The organism is Paenibacillus sp. LHD-117 (assembly GCF_030929555.1).
Taxonomy (GTDB): Bacteria; Bacillota; Bacilli; order Paenibacillales; family Paenibacillaceae; genus Pristimantibacillus.
The window spans coordinates 41,776-57,430 of sequence record NZ_JAVFVT010000026.1 but is presented as its reverse complement, the minus strand read 5'-3'; the positions used below and the strand labels follow the sequence as shown (position 1 = coordinate 57,430).

The following is a 15,655-nucleotide window of genomic DNA, read 5'->3' as shown; positions in this document are numbered from 1 at the left end:
TCTGAGAAGGGCGTGTGCGAATAAACCTCAAGGAAAAAACGGGAGCTTGTCGATGCATTCCTTGCAGCATCACGCACCAGGCGATAGAGTTCGCCATAACCGCCTTGTGCTTCTGATGAAAGGAAGTTGTAAATGAAATTAATTGCGCTCGTGGTTGGCGGATTTATTGGGACGATCTTAAGATATGAGCTTGGAAACGTTATTCCTCCGCTATCGAGTGGTTTCCCACTAGGCATTATGATTATTAACCTCTTAGGCAGCTTCTTCCTAGGGTGGTTTTTCACTGTTACATTAGTGCGCTGGAACGTCCCCCCTCGAAATACGACTTGGAATAGGAACTGGAGTGACCGGGGCTTTACCACGTTCTCTACGTTTTCGGTCCAATCCGTTGATCTTATACAAAGTGGACACTTCTTCATTGCCGCCTTGTATATTCTGTTAAGCATAATTGGAGGGTTATTGTTGATTATTGCCGGTATTCGTTTGGCAAAGGTGAAAAGGAGGCAGGGAACGGCATGATTTGGCTTAATGGTCTTAGTGGCGTTGTAGGAACACTCTCTCGTTTTCACCTGGGTAAATGGATAAGTTCCAAGGTAACATCGATGTTTCCATAGGGAATATGGGTTATTAATTTAACCGGCTCAATTATTTTAGGAGTTCTGGTTTCCCTACACGTTAACCACGAAATTTCGGACTTAGCTTGGCTGATGGTCGGAACAGGGTTTTGTGGTGCATATACGACTTTTTCGACTTCCGGCTACGAAACAATCCAACTTGTCCAAAAAGGGGAAGTAGTAAAAGCTGGGGTCTATGTGGTCACTTCTGTGCTGCTGGGACTATTGTGTGCTTTTGGAGGCATTACTTTACTAAAATGATCGAAAATATAAGCAAAATCCGAGTGAATATCGGGTTGAAAATGCAAAGAGTTAACGGATACGATAGTTGAATTAGCGGGGAACAGATCGTCGCTGCTCCCTGTTTTCATTAAACGGGAGCTCAAAAAATAGAAAAAGAATTTGTACTGCGGCGGATCCTTTATCTGCTTCATAAAATTGGTTCAATCAGCTAAACACTTTATTGGAATAAATTCAAATTAGGCTTCACTTGACCTTGTTTTTTCTGTATCAATATGGTCCATCTAAGAATATTTCCATGTCAAATCATCCAAATTAGAAGGGAAATGATTTACATGGAGGTGCCTCAATGCTGAAATTGAAAAGATGTTATACACCAATCTTAATCGGACTTGCAATTCTTTCTGCATGTTCCAATGCTGGCCAAAAGCAACATATGCACATTCAAAACATGCCTTCCGGATTAGGAATAAAATCCGCCGATGAGATAGAGCCGAGTGTTGCCGGCAACATGAATGCGCTGGCGGGAGGTTCCGAGACGACGGAACGTGTTCTTCGCCCAATCAGCAATTACGAGCTCCAGAAGAAATTCCCGAATATTTTTGTGCTCCGTGGTTCCTTGCAGAAAAATCGTATAGCGCTAACGTTTGACGATGGTCCTGACCGCCGTTTCACCCCGCAAGTGCTGGATGTTCTTAAGAAGCATAATGTTAAAGCGACATTCTTCCTAATGGGCTCCAGAGTAGCCGGTCATCCGGATATAACGAGAAGAATTTATCAGGAAGGTCATTCTATTGGTAACCATACGTATTGGCATCCAAAACTGTGGCAGGAAAGCATTGACCGCATGAGGTGGGAGGTTACGCAAACAGACGCAGAAATTAAAAAAGTGGTAGGGTATTCGCCGAAGCTCTTTCGTGCACCGTACGGTGGGTTGAATGAGCAGCTTCTAATAGAATTTGGGAAAATGAAATTCAGCGTCATCGGCTGGTCAGCCGATTCCATGGATTGGACGCAGATCGATTCCGCTACCGTGCAGAAAAATGTTTTGAGTAATTTGCATCCGGGCGCCATCGTTCTTATGCACAGCGGTGGTCACTGGACGCAGGACCTCTCTGGGATGGTCCAGGCGGTGGACGCACTTATCCCCCTCTTAAAGAGAGAAGGCGCGGAATTTGTTACGATTCCGCAAATGTTTAATCTGCCGGAAAAAAAATAAAATAGCTCGAATGCGGCATAACATGTACCACTCGAACTGTCAATGAGCTCGGGAAAGTTACGCGCATCTGGATTACACATCTCGATCTGAATATAGGGTGAAAAGCTCCGCCTACGCAGAATTTATTACAAAGTGGACGTATCAGAGATCGGAGTGAAGTTCGGTGGTGGCGGCCGTGCGAAGGCGGCAGGCTGCCTATTGACCAACTTGGCGTTCCAGCTTGCTTTATGTGGCGGGAGCTGTTCAATATCGATCCGCTACGTCCCAACGCGCTCAAGAACGAGGTACAATACCACCAAAGGATCGATGCTCTAGTCAAAAAGTTTAATCTTTTTCATTGTCTTTTAAGTTATACGAAAATAACACTTTGCTTTAAAGCGCCGCAGTCGCAGTGACAAAAAAGATTTCCCTTGTTTTTCTTGATTCCATTTTATGGGTTAAGCTATTGAACTTTCTTTAAGTTCAACTTGGAAGCCCATTTGATTAACCTTTCGAACCCAGTAATCAACCGTCTTCACGCGTGATCCTAAATAATTGGCTCCTGCTTCAAGATAAGGTACCTTGTCGCGAAGCATAACAGCGCACTTCCATTACCGCAAATGAACGAAGGATGCGCAAGCTCCATTTTCATCCATGGTGGTGGCCGTCAGGCCATGTAGGATTAGTGTGTAAAACCAGGGAGGAATATTCTTAGACAATTATCGCTTCCCATTCTAATATATATAAGGGATGCTACGCAGAGGGAGGGTTGTGTAATGGCAACTCATGTTGTTCAGCCAGGGGAAAGCTTATGGCAAATTGCACAAAAATACAATACATCTGTCCTAGAAATCATTAGTGTGAATAACATCCAAAACCCAAATACGATTTATCCCGGAACTGCACTAAAAATTCCTGAAAGACCTGTATCCATTCAGAATTACTATCTTCCATTGCAAAACTCAAAGCCTAGAACAGAGAATATAACGCATGTGGTTATTCACTTCATATCCAATGCAGCTAATAATCCACGTAATCCTTACGATGTCCAGGATATTTATCGTATTTTTTTAAATGGTGGGGTTTCTTCACATTACTTGATTGGAAGAAATGGAGAGATTTATCGACTGGTCGATGAAAATCGCGTTGCGTACCATGCAGGACAAGGGAGCCTACCAGGATTTCCTGGATACGAAAACCGGCTAAATGAATATTCAATCGGGATAGAATTAATGGCAATTGGAACCCGTGATGAGATGCTGCCCTTTTTTCCATCCCAGACATACGATATGATTTCTCCCTCAAATATTGGTTACACAGATGCTCAGTACCGCTCTTTAAATTTGCTTCTTGATGAAATTATTAAGCGCCATCCCTCGATAGTAAGAGACAGGCAGCATGTTGTCGGACATGATGAGTATGCCCCGGGCAGGAGGACTGACCCGGGAAGGTTGTTTGATTGGTCAAGATTAAGGGTGATCGGGCAGTTCGTTCACATTGTCAGAAGTGGTGAAACATTGTGGTTAATCGCCCAAAGATACGGTATTACAATCAATGCCATTTCCCAGTGGAACAACATTAATCCAAATGTTTATTTATATATCGGTCAAAGAATATTGATCCCAGTTAGAATTTAATAAAACGGTTCTAAAATATTGTTGCTTCTAAAGTAGATCAGCCATTCCGCTGCGCTTCATCATGCCGGACTGGGTAAGAGGAGTTGAGTCCATAAAATTGTGTAAAATGACGAACTTCATAAAAAGTAAGCCATGAAGTAAATACTCATCTAGAAGGGGCAGCGCCAACATTTTGACTGTTCTATACGCTTAGCATTAGTGGATATGCATTCTCGACGTTCCTGACAACCTTAGCGGACGTAACGAGCCACTTCCCGGCCTATTGATGACCGCTAATGATGTTTATCGATCATGGCTAAAGAGTAGTGAAAAACCTTGCCGGGAAGACAAAAAACATCCTTAGCGTATATTTTAGTTAAAATTTTGGCTGGACCCCCCTTTAAATTTAATGGCTAAGTTTATTAAATTACGATTTGGAAGTATCATGTCACAAGAAGGAAATCCTATACCCTAACGGGCACGTTAGTTTAACTTTGCTGGGCTTCGGTTTACGAAAGCGACTCCCCCTTGTAGAGTAAGGGAGAGTTCGCTTTTTTATGCAACGAATTGCTTAGCGTACGTTTTCCGCGTTTTGTTGGCGGTACCCCATAATAAGTTCGATGCCGTCTTGCATAAGGGAGGGCTATTTGGCACGCATTGCCAATTCTCCGCACAGTTTCGGTTTCCGCCCAGGGAAGAGATGGCATGACGCCGTGAGGCAAGCCCAGCGATTTATCCGGGAAGGATATCCATTTGTAGTCGACATCGACTTGGCGCAATTCTTCGGGAAAGTTGAAACTCAAGGTCAATGAGGAGAAAAGCGCGTGTTCGGTTCATTCAACTAACATCGCTCAAATCAAATTGACACAAATACACCCACAATCAACTTCATGATTGCAGGTGTATTTGTGTCAATAAATCGAATGGGGGCATGATTGATTCATCATTGAGGGTAATATTGTGTCAATGGACATCTACAGGGAGCAGTCGTAGTAAGGCTTAATTCGATTTACATACATATGTACAAAATACGAGTTTTGTGAAAAAGTATAGTCGGAGTCATTACGAATGGCTGATACCGTACTGCATAATCATCTTAACCAGCTTTTGAATACTTATAGTCGCATCCTGGCATTTCCTTTATAGATTAATCATTTTATGTTCATATCATGATCACGTATCTATTCGATATTAATTCTGCTGCGATCTGCTCGTAATCCGTTGTACGCAAATCTTCATTCAGGTTCAATATACGGTTCATCCATGAACAAGTTCAACGAACACAATTGAATCGAAACATGATTTATCGCGTCGATTGACATTCAACTTTGAATCAATCTTGATATTAGATTCCATAATCAATGTTATGTAAACAATTAAACTCTGATCTAACTATTCTCATCATTCCCATCATCAATCTCAGTTAATCGTAACTATTACATTTAGAGGCATAAAAAATAACCGCTGCCGGCTTTCCCTAATCCATACGCTCCTTCGGCAATTTCACCAGCAGACTTTCACCGCCTAGTTAATCGCCATGCGTGGCGCACCAAAAAAGGCAGAGGAACTGCGTCCCCCTGCCTTTTTCATCATTCATTATTTAGCTTAGTTCAGAACAAGTCTTTCTGACAGCGTATCCCATGTCATGCTCTTACCAGTCAGTTTGTTGTATACGTCCAAAGGCAAGTACAACTTTCCTTTATCAACAATGCCAACTAACGCGCTGTCAGCTCCATTGATTTTCACTGCTTTCGTAACTATGCTTATCGTTGCTTGGTTAGCCCCTTTACTCAGTGTTACTGTGCGTGTGGCTTCGTCCCATTTCACGGTAATTCCCAGCGCATTCGCCATCGCTCTTGCAGGATACAGAATCGTCTTTTCACTTGTAACTTTATACATCGGATAAAGGTATTTGGATTGCAGCTCTGCCGAAGCAGCGTCCAAATCTGCGCCAATCACTTTAGCGCCGCTTTTCGCGATGTCGGTGTTATCGATGGCGCCTTTTACAAGGGAAGCGATCGGTCCATATGCCCAAACTCCTACATCCACAGCAGTATGGCCGGGAGTCGCCCAATTTACGCCGAGGCGCCTAGCAATCACATTATTGTAACCGCTTGCGCGAAGCTGAGAGGGAAGATCCGGGTTCAAGCCGCTCTTGATCTGGGCGACCTCCGCATCGGTAAGATCAGTGAAACCCGTGTGTTCGGCTACAACTTTACGAATGTTCTCCGTCGTAGTATTTTCCATCAAAAGTTTCACCATAGCATCGCCGGAAAGTTTGGGTTGATTCCAAAGATTAATGTCCAGTTGGTAAGCCAAACCTGTACTTGAGATGACCGTATTACCAACAGTCAAACCGCCTGTTTCATGGTCTGCGGTAACGACGACAGAAGTATTGCCGTCCTTTTTTGCAAAGTCCATGACCATTTTTACGGTTGCATCAAAGTCCAACACTTCTTGAACAGCGGCCGGAAAATCGTTCGAGTGTGCGGCATGGTCGATTTCCCCGCCTTCGACTAGCAGTGTAAAGCCGTTCTTGTTTTTGGATAAAATGTCGATCGCTTTTTGCGTCATTTGCGACAAGCTAGGCGTTTTATTATCCCGGCGATCGATCACATAAGGCAATGTTTTCATCCCGAAAAGTCCAAGCACCTTATCGCTGTTAGCAGGCAATGCATCCAATCCCGCCGCGTCATTAACGGTTTGATAGCCTCTAGCCTCAAAATCCGCAATAATCGATTTGTCGGTGCGCGTCCCCTTTTCCTCTAGCGTCACAAAGGAGGCTTTACCGCCGCCAAGAAGGACGTTTACACCGCTGTCCACATACTGGGAGGCGATAGCATTTTGATTGAACCGCAAGCGGACGTGGGAGGCAAATACCGCTGGCGTTGCTCCCGTGAGGGTGTCCGTAGTGACAAGGCCGGTCGATTTGCCGATTTTCATGGCTGCCTCGATGACGGAGGCATGCGGCTTCGCAATATCTTCATTGGATACGCTAACCGCGTTATTGTAGGTTTTTTTTCCTGTTGCAAATGCAGTGCCTGCTGCAGATGAATCCGTAACAGCGCCTGATTCCGTTGTATAAGGACTTTGCTCGGAGTAGGTTGAAGCTGTGCCGACAAAATAGTTGTCCAGTTCCAATTGATCTTTGTTCAAAAACTTTCTAGCATAATACCGCGCTGCGGTAACGTGCGCCGTTCCCATTCCGTCGCCGATCATAATAATCAAGTTTTTGGACGGTGCGGCTGCGGGAGCGGCATTCGTGTTTGTCTCTGCGCCCAACGCGCTCCCTGCCAACACTGCCGATAGCAGGGAAAGTGCCAATCCGGATAATAGAAAACGCTTATAAGTTTTTTCCAATTCTGTTTCCCCCATTTTCAAGATATTACCTCATTTGATCAGTCCTTGCGGCATCGTGTATTTGTTTTGTTCTCACCTCCCGATAGGATGCCTCAATTTTGCAAGTCTGCGTACACTCTTCGTATATTAAGCAAAAATCCTCCGAACATCCTTTGCGATCTCGCTCATACAATCTTCCGCCTGCGGATATTGCCCGATTTTATCCATAAATGCATGGTCCATGCCATTGTATTGAATAAGCTTGGTTGCGATGCCCGTGCGTGCTAATTTCCTCGCGAAAGCTTCGTTCTCAATTCTTAAGTAGTCATACTCCGCCGTCACGATCAGCGTCTCCGGCAGGCCAGTCAAATCATCTGCAAGCAGCGGCGCGAAATAAGGATCCGTTAGCTCCGCACGATTCTGCAGATACAGCTGAATGATCATGTCGCTGCCCTCGCCTAATTCTTGGATGCCGCCTACGATCAGCTCGCGATGATCGCGAATTTCGTATTCATCCAGACTCCAACGGAAATCTTCCGTTTCGATATTGCCCATATTGACGGTCGGATAAATAAGCGCCTGATAACGAATCATGCCCGTTCCTTGATCGCGATCCATAAGGGCGCATACCGCTGCCATGTTCCCCCCTGCGCTGTCGCCGGCAACTCCGATTTGCTGCGGATTGACGCCGAGCTCTTCGGCATGCTCGTATACCCATTGAACGGCCTCGAAGCAATCATTCAGCCCTGCGGGATATGCGTGTTCAGGCGCAAGCCGGTAATCGACGTTCACGACGACAGCTCCCGCCTTTTCGGCTAATGCCTTGCAAGGATTCTCGACGACGTCGACGGTTCCTCCAATAAATCCTCCGCCATGGAAAAATACGATGGCCGGCTTTAGTCCCTCGCGGGATGGCGAATAAATGCGCATCGGTATCAGTCCGTTCGTCCCTTCGATTACCTTGTAAGCGGTATCAATCGGGTCCAGCGTAATGTCAAGGTTGTCCCAGCCCATCATTGACCGCATCCCTTGGACGAATTCATGCAAATTGGAAGGATCTATCTTGGGCATTTCAGTTGCAGACATGGCGAAAGCCTTCTGAATCTCGAATACTCGCGGATCCAATCGTCCCGTCTCGTCGGAGTCGGGGATTGGCTTAACAACGAACTCGTAATCGTCCCTTAGAACGCTTACGGCCTTATCCTGGAGACGAGAAACCAACTGCTGATACTGATCGTTATTGTTCATGACTCGCATCTCCCATCGGTTTGTAGTAATAGCTAAAGTACCTCATTGGAATCAACACTAGCTAAATGTATAATAATAGCAAGTTATCGTTGCGAACAACGCGATTGTTTCTCTATACGGAACAGTCTATTAATTTTTTGGGGGAACCGAATGTGAAACATACCAATCCACAAACCTTATCATCCGTTAGCAACGCCTTGCGAATCCTGAAGTCGTTTACGATTCAGAAGCCCGAGCATAGATTAACCGAGATAGCCCGTGATCTGGGAATTAGCAAGAGCACAGCCAGCCGGCTGCTGTCCACTTTATTGAATGAAGGCTTCGTCTACCAGGACCCGATCACCAACAAATATAGGCTTGGCCAACGCATTGTCTCGCTCTATAATGTGATTCTCACCTCCTATTCGGATCTGGCGGAAGCGGCTTCCCCCCTTATCGAGCGCCTCGCCCACGATACGTCCGAAGCATTGCGAGTGGCTGTATTGGAAGAAAATGAAGTTGCATACATTTATCAAACAGATCCGGCTAAGCATGAAGAGATTACGACTTACGTTGGCGGAAGAGCCCCTGTTCATTGCACGGCCTCCGGTAAAATGCTGCTCGCCTTTCAAGACGAATTCAATTTGAGCAAAATATTGAGCCGTCCCTTGACGAAACATACACCCGCCACCGTCACCGACCCGGGTGAGCTTAAAGAGCGGATCGGACGCATTCGCGAGCTGGGGTATTGCGTCTCAAATGGGGAATATCACGACAACATCGTCTCTATTTCCGCACCGCTTCGAGATGCGAACGGCCTTGTCATCTCGGTTCTTACGTTAGTTGCTCTAAAGCATCGAATGGATGAACAGCGTATAACGACTTACGTGAATAAGGTCGTGAAGACGGCGAAGGAGATATCGCGCCAGTTCGGTTATCTGATGTAATGTACGTCGTAAGCAGCAGTATTATAGGGACTCGAACCGCATACATTCAACTAGATGATGACTAGGCTTTGAATGATGCGGCAAGGAGTTGATCTTATGAACGGCATTCCGCCATATTGCCCGCCGGATTCCCGTTACTTGAAAGAATGGATACCTACGATTCCATTGGAAGAAATGGCTAAACATCCGTACGATGTGCTGATCGTCGGCAGTGGAGCCGGCGGCGGCGCGGCGCTTTGGCGATTGTGTGAGCGTCTCAGTGGAAGCGGGAAACGAATCGCGGTTGTGGAAGCCGGAGACCTGCTGCTGCCGACTCATGCCATGAATGTGGCCACCCTCTCTGGATTTCGCGCCTATGAATATTTTATTAATCCCGAAATCTCGCAGCCATACGGAAACTTATTTCCTGACTTGCCGGGAGCTAGGGAAGTGTTCGCCCTCGGAGGAAAAACATTGTTCTGGACCGGCGTCAGTCCTCGATTCGACGCCTCTGAGCTAACAGGCTGGCCTGTATCGCCAAACGAAATGGCTCATTATTACGCCATCGCCGAACAAGTGATGAACGTCACTCCATCGTTCGGAAGCCCCTCTTCCCTTCAACACTTGATCATACAACGGTTGCGCGAAAGCGGATTTCCGGACGCTGTCGCCGCTCCTCTCGCAATGAACCGGGAGCCGATCCAATTCGGGATGCATTTTAGTTCCATCTCGTTTTTGGCTTATGCATTGCGGCATCGTCCATTCGAATTGGCCGTCCGGTCGCGAGCCGTTCGAGTACTGTCCGACGGACGAAGTGTAATCGGCGTAGAGGCGATGTCACAGGATAAAAAAACGTATAGGATTAGAGCCCAAAACGTCATTCTTTCGGCGAATAGTTATGAAACTCCCCGTCTTCTGCTGCACTCTGGCATCAATGGAACCGCCATCGGACATTATCTCGTGAACCATTCCCGCCTGTTTCAAGTCAGTTCCGCGATCATCCGAAACGCTTCCGACCTGCAATCATTCGTGCATGTGCTCATCCCGCACAGGGCTGGATCCCCATATCAAATTCAAATTGGCAGGATTGGCATTCCGGACATGAATGCTGCCACCGCTCCATTCATCATGGCCGGCTTCGGTAAAGTAGAAACCAGATATGAGAACTTTCTCTATTTGGACCCATTTCGCAAGGATTCATACGGAGTTCCTCTGGCGCAAGTTCAGTTCTCATACAGCGACGCGGATATTCATGTCATTCGGCAAACAGCCGAGGCCATGAAGCGGGCATGGGCCGGCATCAGCGGGCAATCCTTATCGAATGATTCCAACATATGTTTGGGACTTCCGGGGAGCGATTATCACGAGGCCGGAACATGCCGCATGGGGACTGATCCGAGAACATCATCCGCGAATCCATTTGGCCAAATTCATGGCGTTTCCGGCCTGTATGTGGCGGATAACAGCGTCCTCCCCTCCGTCGGCGCCACGAATCCGACGCTGACCACGGTCGCTCTCGCGATTCGAACGGCGGATGCCATCATCCATCGCCTCAAATAATCAGTTATGGAGGGAATGCGATGAAATTTCGAAGACTCGGCGATTCGTTATGGGAGATGTCCAAGATCCCTCCGGGATTGCAGCTTTTTTCGATACGCAACGAAATCAATAAGGATTTTTTCGGAGCACTAAAACAAGTAGCGGAGATGGGATATCGGATGGTCGAGTTTGCGGGGTATGGGACTATTCCATCCGTTGAAATAAAACGGACATTATCCGAGCTCGGTTTGCAGGCCGTCTCCTCCTTCTTCACGCTGGATGACGACCTGCAACAACAAATCGATTACGCGACAACTCTTGGCATTCGTTATCTCGTTATCAGCTTGCCGCCTCAATCGTTTGAACATAAAGAGTATCAAGCCACCGTTTCCTTGTTGACCAATATCGCACGACTGTTGAAACGCCGCGGCATGCAGCTATTGTATCACCCCCACGACCACGAGTTTGAACAACTAAACGGGCAATCGATCCTCGATCGGTTGCTTGCGGATGTCGGAACCGATCTTATGCAGCTCGAGATCGATCTGTACTGGGCGAGGAAAGCAGGGCTGGATCCCAAGAGCACTCTCCTCGCCTACAAAGGGATCGTTCCGCTGATCCATGTCAAGGATATGGCTCCCTCCGGGGAAATGACGGAAGTAGGCCAAGGGGTCATCGACTGGCCTTCGGTATTTCGCGTGATCAAAGAAGCGGGCGTTCACTATTATTTCGTCGAACAGGATGTCAGCCCGCATCCAATGGCAAGCGCACAGTCGAGCTTGAACTATTTGAAATCGATCGGAGTCGCGTAATGGGCGGCTTCTATCCCCCTTTCGGCTTTTGCCGTCTAAAGGATGCGACCACCATAATCAAAATCAGCGGCACTGTAAACATAATATTGCTTAGTAATGGCCAGACAATCAACGAAGTCTCGAGAAACCCGACTTCATTTTTATAGGAAGTGATCGAAAGAAGCAACCCGAATAGCGCTGCGGGATAGGTCAAGATCCGGTCATCCTGCAAGTTGAACAGCTGCGTCAAAGCCGTCTTCAGAATGAATAGAACAATGGTGGCTTTCATATAGGAGCCGGCAATTAACGAGAACCCGATCATCGATTCGACCCTTTCGAGAATCTCGCCGATTTGAATCATTCTGGCCAATCGAAATACGGAAAACTTAAATATGCCGCTCAAGGGACCAAAAGCCATAATTGAACATATGACCGCCGCTACCAACACGACACTGCAAATCACAATCGCATAGAGCATGTATTTGCCCGTTGTGCCGGCATCTTCTTTCCGGATAAAAGGAAGCAGCATCGAGATTAAGGTGATTTCGGTAAACGGAAAGCCATATATGATGTACGCTCCATGGAGAACGGGCTTTATGCCTTCCGGAATAACGGGCAAGAGATACTCCGGATGATAATGCGGTGCCACGAGAACCAAAACCACAATAACAGCGCCATACATCAAGACGATCAGAACGACGAACATTCTGGCCATCACTTCGATCCCAGCGCGAGCCGTGAGCGCCGACAGCACAATAAACAGAGTTTGGACAATAAAAGAAGGCGTATCCACCATCATCGTGCTGCTGAAAAATCCGCCAATATCGACGAGGATGCTTGAAAACATCGAAAAGGTGGTCAAGAGGAACGGAATCGAAATCATCGCCATCGGCCATTTCCCGAGCGTTTGGCGTCCGTATTGGATGAACGTCATACCGGGAAATTTTCGGTGAAGATAAAGGACGCCGAATAACAGAAGCCCCCCCATCGCAGCGGCGAGCAATACCGATATCCATGCCCCGTTCCGGGCTGCGCCGGTCAGCGGAGCCGGAATATTGACGATGGACGAGCCGGTCAGAAAGGCGAGAAACAGCATGGACATTTGGAATGAGCTGACGATTTCTTGTTTTTGCATGGCATACTCCTTATGTTTCAGTTTATGAAGGCAGCTTGATAGATTCGACAATGCGTAGGGCAGGCTCTAAAAAAACGAGTTTGAATAAGCTAATAAGGGTTGGCCATGGCTGATCTGTCGCAAACATAACACTCAAATAGATCGCAGGCAGCAACAGCGCCCCGTAAGCCATTCGAGTCTTCCTGTCCAACTGCTTCCACTTGGGGAGATCGCTTGCGAATATCGAAAGGTACAGCATTAGCAAAAAACAGATTCGAATCCACATCCCGCTGTTCCTCCCTTATTTTGAGAAAGGCGTACCAACGATTGTACCCGTGTTCACCACATTGACCTCCGTCTTGAAATCGAATCGGATTTCCGAGAATCGCTTGTCCCATGTCGGCTTCCAACTCTTCCATAACGAGGGATGTTTTCTGTAAATGGAATTTCCGAGGCCGAGTACATCCAGCTGTTCTTTCTGAAGCCGCTCCACCGTTTTCCTCATGTCCCGCTCCACTTGATTTTGGATCGTATGTTCGAGTTTTTTCTGCTCTTCTTCTGTTTTTACCGTCGAACAGCGAAGCTCCGCGACCGATCCGCTCAATTTGGTCGTTACATGAACGCTGACGGATTCATCTTTGATACTCGTCTTTAGTTTCGTCACTAACGATTTGACCTCCAAAGCTTCCTTCATTCCCTTATCGGCCAAAGCCTGATCGGAACATGGGATTTCAAGCACGCCTTGATCATACTGATTAATCAGCATCAGCAATGGGGGGATCGCTTGCGGAGACAATGGCGTCTTCCGCATCTTTCCGTCTTTTATAACGGCAAACCCCGCAATCGATATCTCTTTTTGTTTGTTAGGACTGAACATAAACGGCACCAACGTTGTGTTCGTTTCGCTCTTTAATTGGATCGCCAAATCGAGCAGCAGAAAGTGTGTCGTCTTGGCGGTATACGTCGAAGTCGTCTCCTCCATTTTCAGCATTTGCTGGCCAATCGTATGCTCAATCAAAGGTTTGGTATCCAAATAATCGCTAGCTTTGCCTTTTGCAATCAACACCGAAATCGTGTCTCTAGGTTCATGGTCTCTTGAGAAAAAATCGAGGATGTCTCCTATATTCTGTTTTTTGGCCAGCTCTTCCCCGATCAGAATAACGCGCATATGATCCCACTTGGCCTTACGCCCAAAATGAATGGGAATGTCGCGAACCGCTTCGAACACGGTTTTCGCTTTCGTCTTAATATTGATCCCGCCTTTGCCGCTTTTGCCGCTCTCCCCTGATTGTTCGCCGCCCGACGGCCGATAGAAATGAGTGGTGAGCTCAAGCTTCCCATCTTCCGCAGCATCGATCGCGGCTGCTTGGACATAACCAAATTCGGTCAGCTCGTCATGATCCCAACACCCGGTTTGCAGAAATAAGGCGGCTATGGAAATCGTGACAGCCAGGCGTGATCTCATCGTCATTTGCTCCTCCCACCCGTCTTTCTGTGAAGATGCCGATTGCGCGGGGATTGAAGTAAAGTTTTGCGCGAGAAGATGAGAAAGACATCTCTCCATTGTTTTATATCAAGCGGCGCTACTGGCGACAGATACGGCTGACCTAAGGTTCGGAGCGAAGCCAGATGCAGAAAAGCCAATATCAGCCCGAACATAATACCAAGGCCTCCAAGCGTTGCCGCTAGTATCATGAGAGGAAACCTCATAATTCGCAATGCGACCGCCATGCTGTATTGCGGCAGCGCAAAGGAAGCAATACCGGTCAGCGAAACGATAATAACCATGACCGGCGATGCGATTTTGGCCTGGATCGCGGCCTGTCCGATGACGAGAGCGCCAACGATGCTGACGGCGGAGCCGATCGGACGCGGCAACCGAATGCCGGCCTCGCGCAGCAATTCGAAAAAAAACTCCATAATTAACGCTTCCACGAAGGCTGGGAACGGAATGCCTTCCCGAGTATCGAGAATCGCGAGCAGCAATACGGTAGGAAGCAGCTCGGAATGGAAGGTGGATAATGCGATATAGATGCTTGGCAGAAGCAGCGCCATCAAAAATGCGGAGAACCGCAATTGACGAATTAAGCTTGAAAATACGGCTCGTTGGTAATAATCTTCGGTCGCCGAAAAAAACTCGAAAAATTTAGAAGGACAAATTAATATCGTCGGCGTTCCGTTAACGAGAGCAATAATTTTTCCATCGAGCAGTGAAGCGACGGCGGCATCCGGCCTCTCCGTATATCGCGCTTGGGGAAAGGGCGAATAAGCCGACTCCTCGATCCACTCCTCCAGATAGGATGTCTCCAGCACTTCTTCCTCGCCAATCTGTTCGATTCGCCGCCGGAAATCATCTAACGTTTCGGGATTCACCGCCCCGTCCAAATAGCCGTATGCGATGACCCTCTTGCTTTCCGCTCCGACCGTCAACATCGCGAATTTGAGTTTAGGCGATTTCAAAAGACTTCTGATCAAACCGATATTTTTGCCAAGGTCCTCAATCGTACTCATGTGCGGCCCTTGAACGACAGGTTCCGTGATCGGCTCGGAAATTTGTCTCATCTCAAGGCCAAGAGCAGGATAGCTTAGCGCGTGATTCCACTTGTCGAAGAAAATAACGACATTGCCATTCAGAATGTGCTGAACGGCTTGATCGTAATGCTCAATGACCGCTGAGGATTGGGCTGACACCCCGTTCCGATCAAAAAAATGGATGATATCCTCAGGAGTAATGTCCTCTCCCGGGCCGACTTCATGCGACACGAGGTCCTGCAGCGTTTCTTTCATGTAATTGAATTTTTTATCTTGAACAAGCGTATCGAAGTAGACGGAGAATGCGGCATGTTCAAGCCCGCTTCCATACCTCCAAGGAAGGATGACTAGATCCTTGCAGGCTGCGAACGTATCCTCGATCCGTTTCTGATTCTCCTCCAAATGCTGCGATATCGTATGTTTGCCCATCTCATGTCATTACCTTTCATTGGAGAAACTGGAACTTCTTCTATTGTTCCTTCAATGATGAGTCAGTATGCATCCATCTTGCGTGCTGAA

12 protein-coding genes and 1 pseudogene are annotated in these 15,655 nt (G+C 47.2%); 8 read left to right on the top strand and 5 right to left on the bottom strand.

Annotation, left to right across the window (positions count from 1 at the left end):
* The first annotated feature begins 132 nt into the window (after positions 1 to 132).
* The 5 genes and pseudogenes from RB620_RS19625 to RB620_RS19605 form a co-directional block, all read left to right on the top strand.
* Positions 133 to 519 carry a fluoride efflux transporter FluC gene (locus tag RB620_RS19625; protein ID WP_308097223.1) on the top strand — a complete coding sequence of 129 codons (387 nt, stop codon included), beginning with the start codon at positions 133 to 135 and terminating at the stop codon, positions 517 to 519.
* A 98-nt stretch (positions 520 to 617) separates the two neighbouring features.
* Positions 618 to 875, top strand: a complete 258-nt coding sequence (locus tag RB620_RS19620; protein WP_308097285.1) for a fluoride efflux transporter FluC — start codon at positions 618 to 620, stop codon at positions 873 to 875.
* Between the two features lie 328 nt (positions 876 to 1,203).
* On the top strand, positions 1,204 to 2,073 hold the full coding sequence (locus RB620_RS19615; RefSeq protein WP_308097222.1) for a polysaccharide deacetylase family protein: 870 nt from the start codon (positions 1,204 to 1,206) through the stop codon (positions 2,071 to 2,073).
* Positions 2,074 to 2,828: 755 nt separating this feature from the next.
* Positions 2,829 to 3,689 (top strand): LysM peptidoglycan-binding domain-containing protein, encoded by an 861-nt coding sequence (locus RB620_RS19610; RefSeq protein WP_308097220.1) that lies wholly within the window; start codon positions 2,829 to 2,831, stop codon positions 3,687 to 3,689.
* 644 nt (positions 3,690 to 4,333) lie between these two features.
* Positions 4,334 to 4,462: pseudogene (locus tag RB620_RS19605) on the top strand (group II intron reverse transcriptase/maturase); the annotation flags it as partial.
* Between the two features lie 811 nt (positions 4,463 to 5,273).
* On the opposite strand, the gene RB620_RS19600 reads toward RB620_RS19605, so the two are convergent.
* Positions 5,274 to 7,043, bottom strand: coding sequence for an alkaline phosphatase (locus RB620_RS19600; protein ID WP_308097283.1), 1,770 nt, complete (start codon positions 7,041 to 7,043; stop codon positions 5,274 to 5,276).
* 111 nt (positions 7,044 to 7,154) lie between these two features.
* Positions 7,155 to 8,255, bottom strand: a complete 1,101-nt coding sequence (locus RB620_RS19595) for an alpha/beta hydrolase (RefSeq protein WP_308097219.1) — start codon at positions 8,253 to 8,255, stop codon at positions 7,155 to 7,157.
* Between the two features lie 152 nt (positions 8,256 to 8,407).
* Between RB620_RS19595 and RB620_RS19590 the strand changes: the two genes are divergently transcribed.
* From RB620_RS19590 to RB620_RS19580, 3 genes are all read left to right on the top strand, one after another.
* Positions 8,408 to 9,181, top strand: a complete 774-nt coding sequence (locus tag RB620_RS19590; RefSeq protein WP_308097218.1) for an IclR family transcriptional regulator — start codon at positions 8,408 to 8,410, stop codon at positions 9,179 to 9,181.
* Positions 9,182 to 9,277: 96 nt separating this feature from the next.
* Positions 9,278 to 10,720: a GMC oxidoreductase gene (locus tag RB620_RS19585; RefSeq protein WP_308097217.1), complete on the top strand. Its 1,443-nt coding sequence runs from the start codon at positions 9,278 to 9,280 to the stop codon at positions 10,718 to 10,720.
* 20 nt (positions 10,721 to 10,740) lie between these two features.
* Positions 10,741 to 11,511, top strand: a complete 771-nt coding sequence (locus tag RB620_RS19580; protein ID WP_308097216.1) for a sugar phosphate isomerase/epimerase family protein — start codon at positions 10,741 to 10,743, stop codon at positions 11,509 to 11,511.
* Positions 11,512 to 11,521: 10 nt separating this feature from the next.
* On the opposite strand, the gene RB620_RS19575 is transcribed toward RB620_RS19580, so the two are convergent.
* The 3 genes from RB620_RS19575 to RB620_RS19565 form a co-directional block, all read right to left on the bottom strand.
* Positions 11,522 to 12,625: a GerAB/ArcD/ProY family transporter gene (locus RB620_RS19575; protein WP_308097215.1), complete on the bottom strand. Its 1,104-nt coding sequence runs from the start codon at positions 12,623 to 12,625 to the stop codon at positions 11,522 to 11,524.
* A gap of 280 nt (positions 12,626 to 12,905) precedes the next feature.
* Positions 12,906 to 14,075, bottom strand: coding sequence for a Ger(x)C family spore germination protein (locus RB620_RS19570; protein WP_308097214.1), 1,170 nt, complete (start codon positions 14,073 to 14,075; stop codon positions 12,906 to 12,908).
* A complete protein-coding gene (locus RB620_RS19565) occupies positions 14,072 to 15,565 on the bottom strand; it encodes a spore germination protein (protein WP_308097213.1) in 1,494 nt (497 codons plus the stop codon). The genes RB620_RS19570 and RB620_RS19565 overlap by 4 nt, the downstream gene beginning before the upstream one ends.
* Positions 15,566 to 15,655 lie beyond the last annotated feature (90 nt).

Coding starts and splice junctions, on each gene's coding strand:
- RB620_RS19625 (WP_308097223.1), top strand. CDS start 133: ATGAAATTAATTGCGCTCGTGGTTGGCGGATTTATTGGGACGATCTTA.
- RB620_RS19615 (WP_308097222.1), top strand. CDS start 1,204: ATGCTGAAATTGAAAAGATGTTATACACCAATCTTAATCGGACTTGCA.
- RB620_RS19610 (WP_308097220.1), top strand. CDS start 2,829: ATGGCAACTCATGTTGTTCAGCCAGGGGAAAGCTTATGGCAAATTGCA.
- RB620_RS19600 (WP_308097283.1), bottom strand. CDS start 7,043: ATGGGGGAAACAGAATTGGAAAAAACTTATAAGCGTTTTCTATTATCC.
- RB620_RS19595 (WP_308097219.1), bottom strand. CDS start 8,255: ATGAACAATAACGATCAGTATCAGCAGTTGGTTTCTCGTCTCCAGGAT.
- RB620_RS19585 (WP_308097217.1), top strand. CDS start 9,278: ATGAACGGCATTCCGCCATATTGCCCGCCGGATTCCCGTTACTTGAAA.
- RB620_RS19580 (WP_308097216.1), top strand. CDS start 10,741: ATGAAATTTCGAAGACTCGGCGATTCGTTATGGGAGATGTCCAAGATC.
- RB620_RS19575 (WP_308097215.1), bottom strand. CDS start 12,625: ATGCAAAAACAAGAAATCGTCAGCTCATTCCAAATGTCCATGCTGTTT.
- RB620_RS19570 (WP_308097214.1), bottom strand. CDS start 14,075: ATGACGATGAGATCACGCCTGGCTGTCACGATTTCCATAGCCGCCTTA.
- RB620_RS19565 (WP_308097213.1), bottom strand. CDS start 15,565: ATGGGCAAACATACGATATCGCAGCATTTGGAGGAGAATCAGAAACGG.